Origin of the sequence: Microcoleus sp. A6-C6, from assembly GCF_036705955.1 — a bacterium.
Taxonomy (GTDB): domain Bacteria; phylum Cyanobacteriota; class Cyanobacteriia; order Cyanobacteriales; family Microcoleaceae; genus Microcoleus.
In genome coordinates, this window is record NZ_JAUBVR010000100.1 from 1 (window position 1) to 17,060 (window position 17,060).

The following is a 17,060-nucleotide window of genomic DNA, read 5'->3' on the forward strand; positions in this document are numbered from 1 at the left end:
GATGCTATATCTGCCCATTTTTGTGACTTATTTATGCCTTCTTTAATTCCCCAATCTTAGACCTGAATCCTTACGGCACAGCTAAGTTAAAAACTGCTTTCATAATATTCATTTATCAAAAATTGTGTCAAGCTAACTTGGATTTTATCTTTGATTGCCGGGGCAGTTATTGAATTGTACCTACACATAGATCGGCGGTCAGATTGCGGTGTGAGCGAGCGCTACAAAAATTGTGTTTAATAGTTAAAATCATATCACGAACTGACTCGACTGTCAACGCAAAATATTTTTCATTCTAACTGGCAATTTAACTTCTACCTCCCAGGTTTTGCCTGAAAATATAAGATTTAATTCAGATCCCCCTGCCTTCTAGCTTCTACATATAGCAACCGCCACATCGGTGAGGATATAAATAACTTCATGAATAGAGCTGATACCGTCAAGCATCAATGGTTTGATTCCCGTTATGCAACTGTCAACTGTCAACTGTCAACTGTCAACTGCTATAAGTGCCTGCATGATGTCTCGATTAAGCGAGAGTAAAGTGAAAAGTTGAACCTTGACCCGGTTCCGACTCCACCCAAATAGATCCGCCGTGACGTTCCACAATCTTTTGACAAATTGCTAAACCAATACCTGTCCCAGAATATTCTCTTTGAGTGTGCAAGCGCTGAAAAATTTGAAAGATGCGTTCTTGATGCTGCGGAGCAATCCCAATTCCATTATCCGAGACAGAAAATAACCAGTTTTCCTCCTGTTTACCAGCGGTAATATGAACCTGCGGCGGTGCATCTTGGCGATATTTAATCGCATTGCCGAGTAAATTTTGAAAGAGCTGTACGAGTTGAGAAGAATCCCCCATTACCGCTGGCAATTCGCTGTAAGTAACAACTGCTTGAGTGTCGCGGATCGCCCCTTGCAGGTTGGCAATTGCTTGCTCGATTGCCTGATTGCAATCTGTCATTTGAAAAGGTTTCCGACTCCGGCCAACTCGCGAATATTCGAGCAAATCGTCAATTAAAGTTTGCATTCTCGTGCAGCCATGAACGATATTGCCGATAAACTTACTACCTTGGCTGTCGAGTTGGTCTTTATAGCGTTTTTCCAAAAGTTGAGCGTAGCTGGCGATGGTTGCTAAAGGCGCTTGCAAGTCGTGAGAAGCCACATAAGCAAATTGCTCTAGTTCCGCATTTGAACGCGCCAATTCTTGGTTAGATTTTAAGAGAGCCGATTCGGCGTACTGGCGCTGCGATATCTCTTGTTGGAGGAGCAAATTTTGCTCTTGCAAAGCTTTTTCAACGGCGAGGCGGTTGCTGATTTCTTGTTGTAGGATTTGGTTTTTTTCGTGAAGGTTTTTTTCAACGGCTAAGCGGCTGGTGATTTCTTCTTGAAGCAGCACATTTTGTTCTTTTAGCTGCTTTTGTAAATTCCGCAGGGTAAGGTGACTTTCGATGCGTGCGAGCACTTCTTCAAACTGAAATGGCTTGCTGATGTAGTCAACTGCTCCCACAGCAAAGGCGTTTACTTTGTCGAATAATTCATCTTTAGCACTGATAAAAATTACCGGAATTTCGCGAGTTTTTGCTTCAGATTTCAGGTGCTGGCAGACTTCATAACCGTTCATTTCTGGCATCATTATGTCGAGCAAAATCAAATCCGGCGGATTAGAATTGCAGGCTCTGAGAGCCATTTGTCCGTTGATAACGCAGCGGGGTGCGTACCCCCGATGAGTCAACATCGTAGACAACAGGCGCAGGTTTTCTGGCGTATCGTCTACTATTAAAATGTTTCCTAATGTCGTCTCTGATTGCTGATTGTTCATTGATTGTTTTCCAAAATATAAAGGAAGTTCGGCAACGGATTGTGTAACGGATGTAACGGATGTAACGGATGCAATAAGGCTTAGTTATCCTCCACTGATAAGTCGGAAACAATCAAGATTTTCGGTAATTAAGCAATTCCTAACCGTCTGATACGGTTGCTATCTTTTATTTTTGAATTACACAAAAGAGGTGGTTCATAGTAAAAATATTGGGGAGATAGAACTATAAATATGCTCAAAAACAGGGTTTATAACCATTGGTTTGTCCACAATCTTTGTTATTGTTCGTTTACTTGAAAGAATTGGTTTAAAGCCTCCACCCTTGTAGGGAGAAATTAAAATCAGACTATTCATTACTCCAATCCTCGGAGTTCTTTTGTCAACTGTCAACTGTCAACTGTCAACTGAATGAACAATCCTTAAACCCCCAGCAGTAGAGTCAGAGCGTTATTGTACCAAGTCAATCCTTTATCTAAAACCTTAAATCCAGCTACTTTGCACATAGATTCTAAAGCAGAAGCTGTAGGCAGCCACCACCACGGCCCAAAGTCGTTGATATCAAAAACGGCTTTTTCAATTACTCCGAGAATTGGTGTGCCGTAGGTATACTGCTGCCAGTAAGCTGCTAAGATAGCTCGTTCTGCTTCGCCTAAAGCGGGAATGAAGATTACTCCAGAAGCTGGAATTTCGTAGCGTCCTCGTTCGTTTTCTATAAGTTCTTGGGTAATTGCTGAAGTTAAGATTAAATACTGCCCTGTTATTTGACGCAAGCCGGTTAAAATTTGCAAAGGATGGGGGTGATGGTAGAAAACTCCTGCACAATGAACTACATCGTAAGGCTCGCCAATTTCTGCAAGCTGAATGTGAGTTATATCTTGACTGATACAATTATAATTAGCAATATTTAAACTTGCCATGCGATCGCGAAAATCATCCCAAATCTTTATGGATGCGGGCGCGGCATCAATCATTGTCAGAGAAACTGCACCATATTTGCTAGCTACAGATACTTTTTCGTTGACGGTGCCCCACAATCCGCCGACTTCTGCAAAAGTCTGATTTTTGACGACTCGGGCAATGTAGCGATCGCGAATATCGTCATTCTCCAACTCTGATAATATAGTGCGATCGCCCGCCGAGTCCTTTTTCTGCAAAATTTCCGCTAATTTCCCGGATATTGCGGCATCTTGCGGCCGAATTTCTAACGCCATCAAGTACAAGACTGTAGCTTCATCTAGGCGATCGCTCTCGGCAAACTTTTGGGCGATTTCGCAGTAAAATTCAGGAGCGTGCAGTGGTGGCAATTCGTGGTGATAGTAACTGGTTGCGGCGTCTAAATCTGCCGGAACTCTTTTGATGAGAGCATCGCCTAACTTGGTGTAAATCTTCGGGAGATCTGGCTCGATTTGTAGCGCACAAAGGTAAGCAGAAACAGCCTCATTCCAGTTGTGGATCTCAGTCAAAGCATCGCCTAAATTGTAATAAGACCAAGAAAAATTGGGGTTGAGTTCAATAGCACGCTGATAAGCGGTAGCTGCTGCTTTCCACTGCTGGGTTTTTAACAGCGGTTCTCCTAAATTGTGGTAAGTCCAAGAAAAATCTGGATTGAGTTCGATCGCCCGCTGGTAGGCAAAGATTGCTGCCAACCAATCCTGGAGTTTAGCTAAAGTTAATGCTAAGTTATAATGAGACCAAAAAAAATCGGAATTAAGGGCGATCGCCCGCTGGTAGGCTGCGGCAGCTTCCGACCATTTTTCTAATTGAAAAAGCGCATCTCCCAACTTGTGACAAGAACCCGAAAAATTTGGGTCTAAGTCAACAGCGCGCTGGTATGCTGCGGCGGACTCCGACCATTTTTCTAATTTGCTCCAAGCTTCGCCGATGCTATAGTAAGACCAAGAAAAATCTGGGTTAATTTCCACAGCCGTGCGGTAGATAATGACAGCTTCTTGCCATTGCTCTAACTTCATTAGAACTTCGCCTAAATTGTTGTAAGACCAAAAAGAATTTGGATTCAATTCAATACTTTCGCGGTAGGCAGCATCGGCTTCGTTCCATAGTCCCTTGGCTTGCAAAACATTGCCTAATTTGTAATAAAAATCGGAAATATCCGGTTGAAGCTTAATAGCTTTGCGGTAGTTAACAATAGCTTCGTCCCACTGTTTCAGCGCGCTAGCAGCTTCTGCCAATTTGCAGTAAGCCTCACAACAACTAGAGTTTAAATAAATAGTGCGGTGGTAACAAACTAGGGCTTTTTCTGGCTTGTTTTGTGCCAACAAAGTATTGCCCAAATCTAGATATTCTTCCGGTATTTCGATCGGTTCCACGCTGAGTGCTTGATACCAACAGTCGGCTGCTTGCTCAGCTTGACCGACTTCGGTAAATATTCGGCTCAAATTGCGGTAAAATCCTGCAAAGTCTGGTTGCAGGGCGATCGCTTTTTGGTAACAGTCGATCGCCTCTTGCCACTGTTGCAAACTAGCGCAGACTGTGCCGAGGTTAGCAAAAGCTTCGGCAAAATCGGGTTTTTGGGCGATCGCAACTTTATACCAATACCGCGCGTCTTCTAGCTTACCCTGAGCTTGCAGCGCCTTTCCTAGGGTTTTGCAAGTCTCGGCGGAATCGGGGTGGGATGCGAGAATTTGGTGGCAAAGTGCGATCGCCCGATCCAACTGCCCTAAAGCTAAATATATTTCTGCCTGTTGTTGAGAATCTAGTGCTACTATTTCTGAATTCACTTTTTGCGTTCCTGTTTAGTAATAATTCCATGTATGATTGTAGAGCAAAACTTGTCTAAGTTTTAACTCATGCACAGACATCTGCTTAGCTGTAAATACCGTATCGCCTGCATGACCATTTGTGCGATCGAACTTTAAGTTAATTTGCATAAAAGTTAAGGAAAAACCAATTTCGATTAAACTAAGATAGCAACAGGTTAAGTAAATCCACGCATAAAACGCAAAATACGACTCGCGCTCAAGCTTGCTGTATATGTCTTCTTCCCTCTTCCTTCTTCCTTCTTCCTTCTTCCTTCTTCCTTCTACTTAACAGCGAGGTAAATAATGTCAGCAGCGACTCAGACACCGCAAGTCAGCGTAATTATACCAGCATACAATGGCGATCGCTACATCGTGCAAGCCGTAGAAAGCGGCCTAAGCCAAACCTTTACAGATTGGGAAATTATTGTTGTAGACGACGGTTCGACAGATGAGACACATCAGGTATTGCAGCCTTATTTTGACAGAATTCGCTACATTTATCAGGAAAATCAAGGAGTAGCAGCCGCCCGCAACCGAGGAATTCAGGAAGCAAAAGGCGAATTCATAGCATTTTTAGATCAAGATGACTTCTTTTTGCCAGATAAATTAGCAGCACAAATAGCGCTGTTTCGCCAGCAACCATCATTAGGAATTGTCAACAGCGGCTGGCGTTTAGTTAACAAACAAGGCGAGAGAATTTCAGATATCAAACCTTGGGAGTATTTCCCCAAATTAGACTTAGAAACTTGGATAGTAGAAATGCCCGTACTTCCCAGCGCCATGATGTTTTCGCGCCAGTGGCTAGAAATTGCAAGCGGGTTTAATTCAGAATTTGATTCAGTAGACGATTCAGATTTAGTCCTACGTTTAGCACTGTTGGGTTGTGCAGCAGCTTGGCTGCCTCAAGTGACAGTATCCTACCGCCAGCACGACCAAAATGTATCAATAAAAAAAGCCCTCAAACAAGCAAATCTTTTTATTACCTTAAAACAGCAATTTTTCGCTCGTCCTGATTTGCCGCAGCACATCCGCGATTTAGAAAATCCGGCTTTCTACGAAGCATTGACTTGGATGGCGTGGCAATTGTACTATAGTGGCTATCCAGTAGAAGCAGTTGAATTTTACCAAAAATCTTTTAGCTACAGTCCTTATTCTCCCGCAGAAACTGTAATAAATTGGATCAAACGTCTGGATTCTATCTCTAAAGCTTACGGGCTTACTCTCGATTCCCAATCTTTAAGAAACTTACCACAATGGCAACAGTTAATGACTAGCATACTTCCAAAAAAAACAACGCGGGTCAGCGTCATTATCCCGACCTACAACAGCGAGCGCTACATTGTTAGAGCGGTCGAAAGCGTTTTAGATCAAACTTACAAAAACTGGGAAATTATTGTCATAGACGATGGTTCTACAGACAACACTCGCCAAGTTTTAGACCCTTACGGCGATTTGATTCAGTATGTCTATCAGGAAAATCAAGGAGCTGCAATAGCTCGAAATCGCGCTTGCGAACTGGCTAAAGGCGAATTTTTAGCTTTTCTAGATGCCGACGACTTTTTTCTGCCGGAAAAACTCGCCAAACAAATTGCTTGTTTTGAAGCTAACCCCTCTTTAGGGATGGTACAAAACGGCTGGTTAATGGTCGATGAAACCGGAAAAGATATCTACCCAGCCATGCCTTGGGAAGATTCGCCAAACTTAAATTTAGAAACCTTTGTCTTGTACAAAAGTGTGCGTCCCAGCGCGATAATGCTGCGACGCGAGTGGTGGGAACGTCTGGGCGGTTTTGACCCTCGCTTTCCGCCAACAGAAGATTTAGATTTTGCTTTGCGTTTGACTTTAAAAGGCTGCAAATGTGTTTGGTTGAAAGAGATATTAACCTGCTATCGCCAGCATGATCAAAATCTGATGTCCGGTGGGCAAAAAGTTATGAAAAGTATGGAAATTGTGATGGATAACTTCTTCGCCAGACCAGACTTGCCCGATCGCATACGCCAATTAAAAAATGCAGAACGTTACAAGTGTTTAGTGTGGATAGCGTGGCGAATGTATCGCGACGGATATTTGGCAGAGATGGTCGAGTGCTTGAGAAAATCTCTGTACTATACTCCTTATAGTGGATCTGAAACTGTTTTTAAATGGTTGGAAACTTTTAGAGTTTCTTCGCAAGAATACAGCAACAATTTTGATGCCTATGCCTTAACCAATTTACAAGAATGGCAAGACATAGTAGCGGAGGCTGTCAACAATATCTATCAATTTAAATCAGCGCCTAGTTCAATTGGCCGCAAACTTGCACCGCACGTACTGCTGTACGCAGAAGACCACGGAATCGGTGGTTTGGCGCAGTTCAACCACTCGCTGCTTTGCAAATTAGCAGCGGACGGCTACCGAGTTACTAGCGTGCAAACTAAAGCTTCTAATCCTTTAATTAGCGAACAGCAGCAGCTAGGTATCGAGCATATTTGGCTGGAGTTCGATACAATGAGGGAGTTTTTGCGAATTGCCTACAATTGTACGGATGCTGAAAGAATTTATGCGGAAGCTCAACCGGATTTAATTATATTTAGCGATGGCTGGCCGATGGCAAATTTTGCGGCGAAACAAGTTGCGATCAAGCAAAACATACCTTATGTAATTACTCTCGGTTATATCGATCGCACTTATCAACATTTCAACCGCGGAGATCAAGTTCCCTATTTCGATGCAGTGGCCTATCAGTACAATTTAGCCAAAGCCGCAATCGCTGTTTCCCACGAAAATTTAAACTTGTTCAAGAGTTTGTTCAAAATGCCTCTGGAACAGGGAAAAGTCATTTATTACGGCAGGCCGAACAATTACTTTGAACCGCCCAATCTCTCAACTCGCCAACGCCTGCGCCAAGAACAAGGCATCCCCGAAGAGGCTGTGGTTTGTTTCACGGCGGCGAGACTGACTCCAATTAAAGGATATCAGTATCAATTGCAGGCGATCGCCAAACTAAAAAATCTGCCAATTTGGCCCCAGCTATATTTCGTTTGGGCCGGCCCAGGTTCCACCACTCACGATAATATGGAGCCGGAATTGAGAGCAACTGTCAGCGAATTAGGAGTCACCGAACAAGTTAAATTCATCGGCCAGCGGTGGGATATTGCCGATTGGTTAGATGCCAGCGACATCTTTATTTTATCATCCAAAGCAGAGGGAATGCCGCTAGCAGTGATGGAAGCAATGGCGAAAGGATTGCCCGTAATTGCTACAGCAGTCAGCGGCATTCCTGAAGAGTTGGGAGATACCGGAAAGTTAATCGCCGATCCGACAATTGATTCGCAACAGACAGCACAAGAGTTAGCCACAACGGTAGAACTCTGGGCCCAAAATCCTGAATTGCGGAGACTAGCAGGACAAGCTTGTAAACTGCGGGCAGAAGAGCTTTTTAAGGAAGAACGGATGGTTTTGGAATACGCAGAAGTTGTCGCCCAAGTCTTGTCTGCTAGCGGCAATCAAGATGAATTTGCGTTAGCGAACCCCTCGAAGAGGATCGCCCCCAAAGTCCAAAAGCAGATCGAAAAAGTTGACAGTATGCTCTATTACTATTATCTAGTATGGCAGGCATGGCAAGCTTGGGATCGCGGAGATCAGTCTGGGATGCTTGACAAGTTGCAGTCAGCTTGGAAATGCACGCCATTGTTGACAAGCGAAACTATCTTGAGTTGGATCACAAATTTTGTTGCCTTATCTTCAGAAAAGGGTGGTCAACTTGATACTTGTTCGTTAATTAATTCCGAAGCTTGGCAAGAATTAATGGAATTAGTACAGGGTTTTGAAGTTGCTTTGTCTGTTCGTTAGAACTTTTTGAGTTTGATTCCTAAAAATTTGAGGTACGTTGTTTCGCTTGGGCGTTCTTTCATATAGAAAAAAGCGCCCAAGCGCAACTACATACCTTTATTGCATTGAAGTCTTTTTCTATTCGCCACCACATACAATATGCAATTCACCTTCAAGTTCAAACCTATTAATAAACTGCTGCCAATTTGCTTAGCTGTGGTAACTGTCCTGTTAATCGCGTATTTTGGACAGCCAAATGCGATCGCCCAAATGCGATCGAACGTCACAGTCGATTTTGGACAACCAGCCACCGGCATCACGTCCATGAGCGGCATCCTGCACGGAATCGACCCCAGCAACCCCCCGGACAGCTTGGTCAAGCCCTTGCAGCCGAAGCTGTGGCGCGCCGGAAGACTCGATATTTACGATCGAGTAATCGCCAGCGGAGCCGAATTTCAACTATTAGTCAGTGACTTGTGGGGCTATGGTAGCAATCCCAAAGGCTGGCCCTATCAAAATTATCCCGCGTGGGAAGCCTTCATCCGACAGTTAGCCCAGCAAAATAAGGGCAAAAAAATTATTTGGGATATCTGGAACGAACCGGACTTAGTAAATCCGTTTTGGAAGGGAAGCAGAGAACAATTCTTTGAAACTTACAAAAGAGCTTACAAAATCTTGCGGGAAGAATTGGGGCCGTCAGCCATGATTGGCGGGCCGAGCATCAGCACTTACAACAAAGAATATCTCGCGGCTTTTTTGGATTACTGTAAAGCCAATAAACTAGAAGTGAATTTTCTAGCTTGGCACGAACTAAACGATACCATAATTTTATTTGTGGACGACCACGTATTCGATGCCAAGCGCAATTTTCAACAAAGTCCTTCTTACAAGGAACTGAAGTTGCAAAAGATTTATGTCAACGAAATTGTTGGAGAATTAGCGCAGTATCAACCGGGGGAAATTTTAGGTTATTTGTCTAATTTGGAGTATGCAAAAGCTGATGGTGCTTGCAGAGCTTGTTGGGATACAACAGTCGGTAAAAAAGTTAGCAATTGCTTCAATAATACGCTGAGTGGGATGGTTACGCCTAATACTTTTGAGCCGAGGGCTGCTTGGTGGACTTACAAAGCTTATGCTGATGGAGTTAATTCGCGGGTGCTAAGTAAGTCAGATCATGATCGCCTTGTAGCTTTAGCCAGTAAGTCAAATTCTGAAGGTAAAGCACAGGTGCTTTTGGGTTATTTCGATCGCAATTATTCGTCAGCAACAACCGTTACGTTGAATCTGATGAATTTGCAGCAGCTAGGTATTCAAAAGGGTCAAAAAGTTAGTCTAAAATTAGAGAAGATTCCCAACAATCTAGAAGGGGCTGTGAAAAAGCTGGTCACGGTTAAAGAAGTAAGTGTTTCGGTTGATAGAAACAGCTTGACTTATGTTATTCCTAACTTCAATGTTCATGAAGGTTACTTGTTGACTATCAAGCCTTAGATCCCCCCTAACCCCCTTAAAAAAGGGGGGAAAAGAGCCTTTCTTCTCAAAGTCCCCCTTCTTAAGGGGGATTTAGGGGGATCTGGCTTCGGCGAAAAGTGAATTTTTTCCAGTACCTAAAAACCTATAGAGTTTAGCTGAGATTATTCAAATATTTTTGCACAGATTCCAACCATTCTCTGGCTGTTTGATTCTCTGAGTTTGGGTCATAATAACAGCCTAATTCATCGAGCATGAATGTTTCTAAATCTGGTTCTGAAATCGGCATTTCTAGCAATTTGCTAAGTTCTTCTGATGTAGCTTCAATACTTTCGGGCGGTTCGCTGCTTAGGTAGTTTTTCACTACATCGCTGGGAGTTTCAGCTTCTAGTGGCCAGTCTTGGTGAAAGTAGGAACTGAAAAATTGGGTTAAATTAGGAAATTGATCGATCATTGGGGATAAGCTGTGAGAATAAAGTATCCGGGAGGTAATTTGGCGCTGCGCTGGAGGACAATTCTCAGGCGAGATGTTGAAGTTGCTTTGGATGCGCGGCGGCGTAAAGTAATACCAATTATTCTGTTGCCGTTATAGTCGATCGTATAACGATTACCTCGACTTTTCATCCAGGAGTCGATCGCACTTTGATTTCTGTTCATTGCTTCCGCAATGGCCGCTTCCGCGACGGAACGGTCAGTAAAGGAAGATGCGGCAGAAATTTTCGTTTCGCTTGCGAGTCGCTGTCCTAGTTGTGCTTCTGTTTTGCCAACGTGTCGCTCTAAAGTATGTCCTCCTGCGGCTTCGTGAACATCCAATCCGCCGCCCGGTATGCTAGGCACAAAAGCTACCGTGGTTTGTGGTATGGTGGAGATTTCCGACTCAATAACCGTGGCGTAAACACCAGGTATTGCCGATTGGAATACGATAATTATTGAGACGATCGCGCATATCATACCTAAAAACTGTTTTAGGCGATCGAGTTGAGTTTTCATTGCGGTTTCTGATCTTCAGTATAGTAGTCTACTGTTTTTTATCTATTTCCTACTTTAGCATTAGTGAGTTATGAATTGCGCGCAGCATTTAAGTAGGCGGTGCGCATTGCGCACCCTACGATAATTGAGAATAGTTCGTGATGTTTGTGGTTGACAAAGCTTCACCATGAAAAAATGTTAATAATTCTTTGAAAAAATCAGTGAGGATTGATGATAGATTAATTGATTATCTTTAAAAATTTGAAAAAATGCAAGTAGTCATCCTGGCTGGTGGTCTTGGTACTCGTCTCAGAGAAGAAACAGAATTTCGCCCCAAACCTCTAGTTGATGTCGGCGGGCGCCCGATTATTTGGCACATCATGAAAATCTATGCCCACTACGGCTTTCAAAACTTTATTGTGTGCTTGGGCTATCGCGGGAACATGATTAAGGAATATTTCCTGAATTATGAAGCCATGAACAATGACTTTACGATATGTCTGGGACGCAAAAATAGCATCACTTATCAGCAGGAACATCGCGAACAAGATTTTCATGTAACGCTGGCTGACACTGGCGCAGAAAGCTTGACGGGAGGGCGGGTAAAACGGATCGAAAAATATATCGATGACGAGAATTTCATGGTGACATATGGTGATGGAGTTGCTGATGTCAATATTGAGAAATTGATGGAGTTTCACAAGTCTCATGGTAAGCTGGCAACTGTGACTACATTTCGCCCGATTTCGCGTTTTGGAATTTTGGATGTTGATAGTGAAGGTCAAGTACGAGAATTTGCTGAAAAACCTCAAATAGACGGATGGATTAGTGTTGGATATATTATATTTAACCGCCGGGTATTTGAGTATTTGGGTGGGGATGATTGTGTTTTAGAACAGGAGCCGATGCAGCGTTTGGCGGCAGAGGGACAGTTGATGGCTTACCGTCACGAGGGCTTTTTCTTTGCAATGGATACTTATCGAGAATATAAGTATTTAAATGAGCTTTGGGATGAAGGGAAGGCTCCTTGGAAAGTTTGGGAATAAGTTGGTTTTGGGGCGATATTTTCGGCCGCATTGTCTTTAACCCACGGAGGTGGGTTTTGTTTGTGTAGACGCGGTTTCAACCGCATTGTCTTTAACCCACGGAGGTGGGTTTTGTTTGTGTAGACGCGGTTTCAACCGCCCAATATTCTATAAAACAATCATAAAAAATGGATTTTCAAGATATTTTTAACAGCACAGAAACTTACCTGAAAGAGTGCATTGTACCCCACGCGGAAATTATCGATAGCGACTCGGAAGCGCTGAAAATAGCACTTGTAGGATTGGAAAATCGATCGCTCTTAGCGTTACGTGTTCCCCAAAAATGGGGCGGCGCGGACATTCCACCGGAGCTTTTTTACCAATATCAGGAATTGACGGCTCGATATTCCGGCGCTTTGTCTTTCCTGCAAACTCAGCACCACAGCGCAACTGCGATGATTGCCAGCAGCGACAATGAAATGCTAAAAAGTAGATACTTGGGCGCGATCGCCCAAAAAGAGTTACGCTTGGGTGTTGGGTTTTCGCATTTAAGGCGATCGGGCAAACCGGCAGTCACCGCAACTCCCGCATCAAATGGCTATTTACTATCGGGGAATGTTCCTTGGATTACAGGTTTTGGCTTATTTCAAAAATTTATTGTGGCTGCGGTACTTCCAGACAATCGCGCGGTTTTTGGTGTGCTACCTTTTGCCAATATCGATCGTGAATATGGTAAAATAGCTGTCAGCGAAATCATGCAGTTAATCGCCATGAACTCGACTAATACTGTGACAGCAACTCTCGATAATTGGTTGCTGCATGAATCGGAAATAATTGCGGTTAAACCTGTTGGGTGGATTGCGGAAAACGACAGCAAAAATATCCTGAATTTTGTTCCGGCTACTTTTGGCTGTATTCGAGCGGGATTGGATGTAATTTCAGCGGCGGCGACTTCTAAAGATTCACCTGTAATAGCGGCGGCTTGCCAAAAATTAGAGCAGAAGCTCGATCGGCTAAAACAGCATTTCCTACAATCTCAACATAGCTCAAAAGCAGAACAATTAGCCCTCCGAGCGGAAGCCATTGATTTAGCGGTGCGGTGCGGGCACGCTGCGGTGGTGGTTTCTAGCGGTGCGGCTAACGGTACGCTGCATCCGGCTGGGAGAGTTTATCGTGAGGCTTTGGTGTATACTGTTTCCGGGCAAACCAAGGATGTGATGGTCGCGGAGCTCGATCGCATTGTAGGGTGATTCAGCTAAGATGATTTTGATTTGAATCGGGAACGGGCTCTCCGGCTCATTCCACAAGCCAAGAAAATTGTGGGATTGGTATCTTGCCCGTCCTACCAAGATGTATATTAAAATAACGTCAGTTTTTGTGCCGATGACAAACAACTTTAATTCAAACAATTTAAAAACGATCGCCTACCGCGACATTATAGACTTAAGCCATGCAATTCATCCAAATATTCCGATCTGGACTGGAGATCCAGCGACAGAATTTGAAACTGTATCTGAAATAGACAAAAACGGCTATTTCCTGCGAAAATTCTCAATGGGAGAACACAGCGGCACTCACATCAACGCACCCAATACCTTCGATCCAGCAGGCGCGAGTGTTGATAGTTATGCGCCACAGTCGCTAGTTTTGTCGGGAATTGCGATCGACATTCGCGATAAAAGTCTTGCCAATCCAGACTACACTTTAACGATAGATGATGTATTGAGTTGGGAACGGCAGCACAAACTTATAGAACCGGAAAATCTAGTTTTATTGTATACTGGATGGCAAGCAAAATGGGATGATGATATAGCATTTTTTAATCCTGACGAGGGCGGAATTTGCCACTTTCCCGGATTTGGTCAAGCTGCAACTCAATTTTTGCTAGAAGAGCGCTTAATTGCCGGAATTGGTATTGATACTCACGGAGTCGATGCGGGACAAGATGAAAGTTTTGCAGTTAACAAACTGGTATTGCAAAAACAGCGAATTGTGCTGGAAAATCTGGCAAATCTTGACTTGTTACCTGCGGCTGACTTCACTTTGGCGATCGGAAGATTACGCCTTTTGGGAGGTTCCGGTTCGCCTGTGTCGGTGTTAGCTTTTGTCGCTTAAACTGTTGCATATTTGAATTGCATATTCTGGGTGCTGCTCAAAGCCACCCACAAGATTTTGATTATTTGTTAATATTAAGATTTCCACGCTCAGCGTTCTTAATGCGGTAAAATTGGATTAAGAAAAGTCGAGTACAAATAATAAGATTAATGACAGAACTGCCCAATGATCTCAATGATGCGATCGCCCAATCGCGCATAGCAACCGCCGCCGCCCTCTCGGATGGCAAAAATCTCCTGCAAGTCGAATTAGTCTTTCCCGAAATCGCCCTGCAAGCACAGTCTATCACGGAACAATTCTTACCAGAATTTGAGGAGAGTCATTCCGGGGTGAAAGTCTTTTTTCCCGATGCTGGTGCGGCAGCCCTCGCCCGCCGCGATTGGGGAGAAGTACCTTTTAAAATAAGTGATTTGGGCAGCAGCCGCACTCCTGTTGAAGATAACATCGCACCGGAAGATGAAATGTTTTTGCTGGTGAATCCGGCGGCGGTAGAGGTGTCGCAAGTCGAAAAACTTTACATAGCTGCGGCGGGCCGCCCTGTGATCTTGCTCAACCCGCGCCTCGAAGATGTTGCTACTATAGGTATAGGCTATGCAGGCCGTCAGTTGCGCGATCGATTCCTGAGCAAAATCGAATCTTGCTACTACATTAGACCCCTAGACACAGCGGCTTTATTCCGCTGTTACCCGCAACCCTGGCAAGTCTGGCTGGAAATAAACGACGAATACGAATTAATTTCGGAAACAGCCCAAAAACCCGTGGGAGACGATTTAGAAAGGATTTTAGCGAAAGGGATGGGAGTCGCCGATCCCAATTCCACCGCACCTGCAAAACCGCTAAAAAAGAAAGGTTTGTTAGCAGAAATGCAGACTTTCCTCAAAGCTTTGACTCAATAGGTGGGTACAAATAAAGCTCTGATGGGGAGGGCGGGTTTTGCCTTGATCAACTGGCTTGTATAGGAGTGATTCTTAGCTAAACCCACCGCTACAAGATACTATTGTTTTTTCGCAATCACTTAATTAACAGTATTGTAGGGTGCGTCAGCTAATGGCTGACGCACCCTACAGCTTTGACTCAGTAACAGGAGTTGCAAAAACGCAATTAAGAGCTTTCGAGTGTTGGGATCCGTAACTACGCAAACGGAATTGAAAGAACTTTACTAAATCTTTATAAAAGCAGTATAATGGGTGACACCCCTCCTCAGCCAAAGATCGGAGGAAATAGCAGCTAAATCAGATGCTATAAGCTAGTAATTAAGGTTTCGAGTCAGAAAAGCGGATAAACACAGTGGAGCACCGGCGCATTGTTATTGGGGACGTACACGGGCATTACGATGGCTTAATGCTTTTGCTAGAGGCACTCGCCCCGAGCTCGGAGGATCGCGTATATTTTTTGGGAGATTTAATCGATCGCGGGCCGAAAAGCGCTCAGGTATTAGATTTTGTGGAGCAAAGCCCCTACCAAACTTTGCTGGGAAACCACGAACAACTGATGTTAGATGCTTTGTCGGGGCCGTCAGTGGATCTGCGGGCGTGGCAATCTTGGCTATACAGCGGTGGCGATGCGACTGTCGCCAGCTACAAGGATACAGGGATGATGCCGTACAAACACTTAGAATGGTTGCGATCGCTCCCAACGCATTTAGACTTAGGCGATATCTGGCTGGTGCACGCGGGTGTGCATCCGACTATGCCAATTCACAAACAGTCGAGCGAACAATTGTGCTGGATTCGCAAAGAATTTCACACCATACCGAAACCGTATTTCCCAGATAAATTAATTATTACCGGTCACACGATCACTTTTACCTTTGAGGGTGTGAGGCCTGGTGAATTAGTCAGGGGCCAAGGGTGGCTGGATATTGACACGGGCGCTTATCATCCCAAAAGTGGCTGGCTGACTGGATTTGACCTGAATTACCGCAGAGTTTACCAGGTAAATGTGTTTAACAATCAAGTCCGAATTTTGCCGTTTGATGAAGTTGTTAGACAATTGAAGCCGCAGATTCCACTTCCGAAAGCTCAGTCGAAAGCTCAGTTGATTTCTGTTGTTCAAGAGGCTTAAATTAAGTTGTAGGTTGAGTTGCGTTGAAGTCCGATCGCAATTCAACACAACTCACCCACCGCTAACACACCCTACCAAAAACTACGAAGCTCGCAACAACCGACGTATTTCCAGCTTATAATCCGCATTATTCAAACCCTCACCGCTAGCCAGATTCGGATCAATAGCCTGGGAGATTGCAGCAATCCGATCGCTAGTAGCCGGGTGAGTGCTCAAAATGCTCGGCGGAGAAGGTTGGTTGAGCAACTTTTTCATAAAATCAACCATCCCAGATTGAGCGTAGCCCGATCGCCCCATACTTTGCAAACCCAACTGATCCGCCTCATACTCAGCTTGGCGGCTGTGAGGGCGACGCAAAGCCAACTCCACCCCAATCTGCACCGCCTTAGAACCATCCAGCCCAGCCGCGGAAGCGACACCAGATGCGATCGCCATTTGACGCATTTGTTTAATCGAGTGGCGAGCACTAATATGCCCGATTTCGTGGGCGATCACACTTGCTAATTCCGCCTCATTATCCGCCGCCGCCATCAAACCCTTATTTACATAAACAAAACCGCCCATCGTCGCAAAAGCATTAATATTGTTGTCGTCAATCACCTGAAAAGTATAAGGAATATTCGGGCGTGTGCTTTGCTCTGCCAGCCGTTGACCGATGCGGTTGATATATGCTGTAGTAGCCCGATCGCGATCGAGCTTAAACTCGCTGTTCGTCAACTGCTGATTGATTTGTCGGCCAACAGTCAACTCCTGGCGATCGGACATATTCGACAATTGAATAACTTGAATCCCCCGAAAAATCAGTTCCGGCAAAGAAAATGCTTGAGTCGGTTGTGGGGAAATCACGCAGATACCCGCAGCCACAATCACCGACAGAAACAGATAAATCCCCCGGCCACAAGTACGCCGGCAAGTCAACCACAAACTTTTTAACATGATTGATAAGTGCTAAAAGAAGGAAGAAGGAAGAAGGAAGAAGGAAGAAGGAAGAAGGAAGAAGGAAGAAGGAAGAAGGAAGAAGGAAGAAGG

General features: G+C 44.3%; 13 protein-coding genes. 7 read left to right on the forward strand and 6 right to left on the reverse strand.

Annotated features, from left to right (window positions below):
• Positions 1–529: 529 nt before the first annotated feature.
• The 3 genes from QUB52_RS26045 to QUB52_RS26055 form a co-directional block, all read right to left on the reverse strand.
• On the reverse strand, positions 530–1,822 hold the full coding sequence (locus QUB52_RS26045) for an ATP-binding protein (protein ID WP_265238285.1): 1,293 nt from the start codon (positions 1,820–1,822) through the stop codon (positions 530–532).
• Positions 1,823–2,241: 419 nt separating this feature from the next.
• Complete coding sequence (locus QUB52_RS26050) at positions 2,242–4,560, reverse strand: class I SAM-dependent methyltransferase (protein WP_265238283.1); 2,319 nt, start codon at positions 4,558–4,560, stop codon at positions 2,242–2,244.
• A gap of 15 nt (positions 4,561–4,575) precedes the next feature.
• Complete coding sequence (locus QUB52_RS26055; protein WP_332969054.1) at positions 4,576–4,710, reverse strand: hypothetical protein; 135 nt, start codon at positions 4,708–4,710, stop codon at positions 4,576–4,578.
• A gap of 174 nt (positions 4,711–4,884) precedes the next feature.
• Between QUB52_RS26055 and QUB52_RS26060 the strand changes: the two genes are divergently transcribed.
• On the forward strand, positions 4,885–8,412 hold the full coding sequence (locus QUB52_RS26060; RefSeq protein ID WP_332975307.1) for a glycosyltransferase: 3,528 nt from the start codon (positions 4,885–4,887) through the stop codon (positions 8,410–8,412).
• 138 nt (positions 8,413–8,550) lie between these two features.
• Complete coding sequence (locus tag QUB52_RS26065; RefSeq protein ID WP_265238277.1) at positions 8,551–9,879, forward strand: GH39 family glycosyl hydrolase; 1,329 nt, start codon at positions 8,551–8,553, stop codon at positions 9,877–9,879.
• Between the two features lie 133 nt (positions 9,880–10,012).
• On the opposite strand, the gene QUB52_RS26070 is transcribed toward QUB52_RS26065, so the two are convergent.
• Together QUB52_RS26070 and QUB52_RS26075 are read right to left on the reverse strand one after the other, a co-directional pair.
• A complete protein-coding gene (locus QUB52_RS26070) occupies positions 10,013–10,312 on the reverse strand; it encodes a contact-dependent growth inhibition system immunity protein (protein ID WP_265238275.1) in 300 nt (99 codons plus the stop codon).
• On the reverse strand, positions 10,309–10,848 hold the full coding sequence (locus QUB52_RS26075) for an RNase A-like domain-containing protein (protein WP_265238274.1): 540 nt from the start codon (positions 10,846–10,848) through the stop codon (positions 10,309–10,311). Before QUB52_RS26075 ends, QUB52_RS26070 begins: the two co-directional genes overlap by 4 nt.
• A 248-nt stretch (positions 10,849–11,096) precedes the next feature.
• Here QUB52_RS26075 and rfbF point away from each other — a divergent pair, with 248 nt between their 5' ends.
• The 5 genes from rfbF (at position 11,097) to QUB52_RS26100 (ending at position 16,031) form a co-directional block, all read left to right on the forward strand.
• A complete protein-coding gene (gene rfbF, locus QUB52_RS26080) occupies positions 11,097–11,873 on the forward strand; it encodes a glucose-1-phosphate cytidylyltransferase (RefSeq protein ID WP_332975308.1) in 777 nt (258 codons plus the stop codon).
• Between the two features lie 167 nt (positions 11,874–12,040).
• Entirely contained in the window at positions 12,041–13,102 is a 1,062-nt protein-coding gene (locus QUB52_RS26085) for an acyl-CoA dehydrogenase family protein (protein WP_332975309.1), read from the forward strand.
• Positions 13,103–13,235: 133 nt separating this feature from the next.
• Positions 13,236–13,967 carry a cyclase family protein gene (locus QUB52_RS26090; RefSeq protein WP_332975310.1) on the forward strand — a complete coding sequence of 244 codons (732 nt, stop codon included), beginning with the start codon at positions 13,236–13,238 and terminating at the stop codon, positions 13,965–13,967.
• Between the two features lie 149 nt (positions 13,968–14,116).
• Positions 14,117–14,863, forward strand: coding sequence for a DUF1995 family protein (locus QUB52_RS26095; protein WP_265238266.1), 747 nt, complete (start codon positions 14,117–14,119; stop codon positions 14,861–14,863).
• Positions 14,864–15,254: 391 nt separating this feature from the next.
• A complete protein-coding gene (locus tag QUB52_RS26100; RefSeq protein WP_265238264.1) occupies positions 15,255–16,031 on the forward strand; it encodes a metallophosphoesterase family protein in 777 nt (258 codons plus the stop codon).
• Between the two features lie 81 nt (positions 16,032–16,112).
• Here the strand turns inward: QUB52_RS26100 and QUB52_RS26105 are convergent, their stop codons facing one another.
• On the reverse strand, positions 16,113–16,967 hold the full coding sequence (locus QUB52_RS26105; RefSeq protein WP_332975311.1) for a M48 family metallopeptidase: 855 nt from the start codon (positions 16,965–16,967) through the stop codon (positions 16,113–16,115).
• Positions 16,968–17,060: the final 93 nt, after the last annotated feature.

Bases quoted from the DNA above. Each gene is read 5' to 3' on its own strand.
- QUB52_RS26045 (WP_265238285.1), bottom strand. From the start codon at position 1,822: ATGAACAATCAGCAATCAGAGACGACATTAGGAAACATTTTAATAGTA.
- QUB52_RS26055 (WP_332969054.1), bottom strand. From the start codon at position 4,710: ATGCAAATTAACTTAAAGTTCGATCGCACAAATGGTCATGCAGGCGAT.
- QUB52_RS26060 (WP_332975307.1), top strand. From the start codon at position 4,885: ATGTCAGCAGCGACTCAGACACCGCAAGTCAGCGTAATTATACCAGCA.
- QUB52_RS26065 (WP_265238277.1), top strand. From the start codon at position 8,551: ATGCAATTCACCTTCAAGTTCAAACCTATTAATAAACTGCTGCCAATT.
- QUB52_RS26070 (WP_265238275.1), bottom strand. From the start codon at position 10,312: ATGATCGATCAATTTCCTAATTTAACCCAATTTTTCAGTTCCTACTTT.
- QUB52_RS26075 (WP_265238274.1), bottom strand. From the start codon at position 10,848: ATGAAAACTCAACTCGATCGCCTAAAACAGTTTTTAGGTATGATATGC.
- rfbF (WP_332975308.1), top strand. From the start codon at position 11,097: ATGCAAGTAGTCATCCTGGCTGGTGGTCTTGGTACTCGTCTCAGAGAA.
- QUB52_RS26085 (WP_332975309.1), top strand. From the start codon at position 12,041: ATGGATTTTCAAGATATTTTTAACAGCACAGAAACTTACCTGAAAGAG.
- QUB52_RS26090 (WP_332975310.1), top strand. From the start codon at position 13,236: ATGACAAACAACTTTAATTCAAACAATTTAAAAACGATCGCCTACCGC.
- QUB52_RS26095 (WP_265238266.1), top strand. From the start codon at position 14,117: ATGACAGAACTGCCCAATGATCTCAATGATGCGATCGCCCAATCGCGC.
- QUB52_RS26105 (WP_332975311.1), bottom strand. From the start codon at position 16,967: ATGTTAAAAAGTTTGTGGTTGACTTGCCGGCGTACTTGTGGCCGGGGG.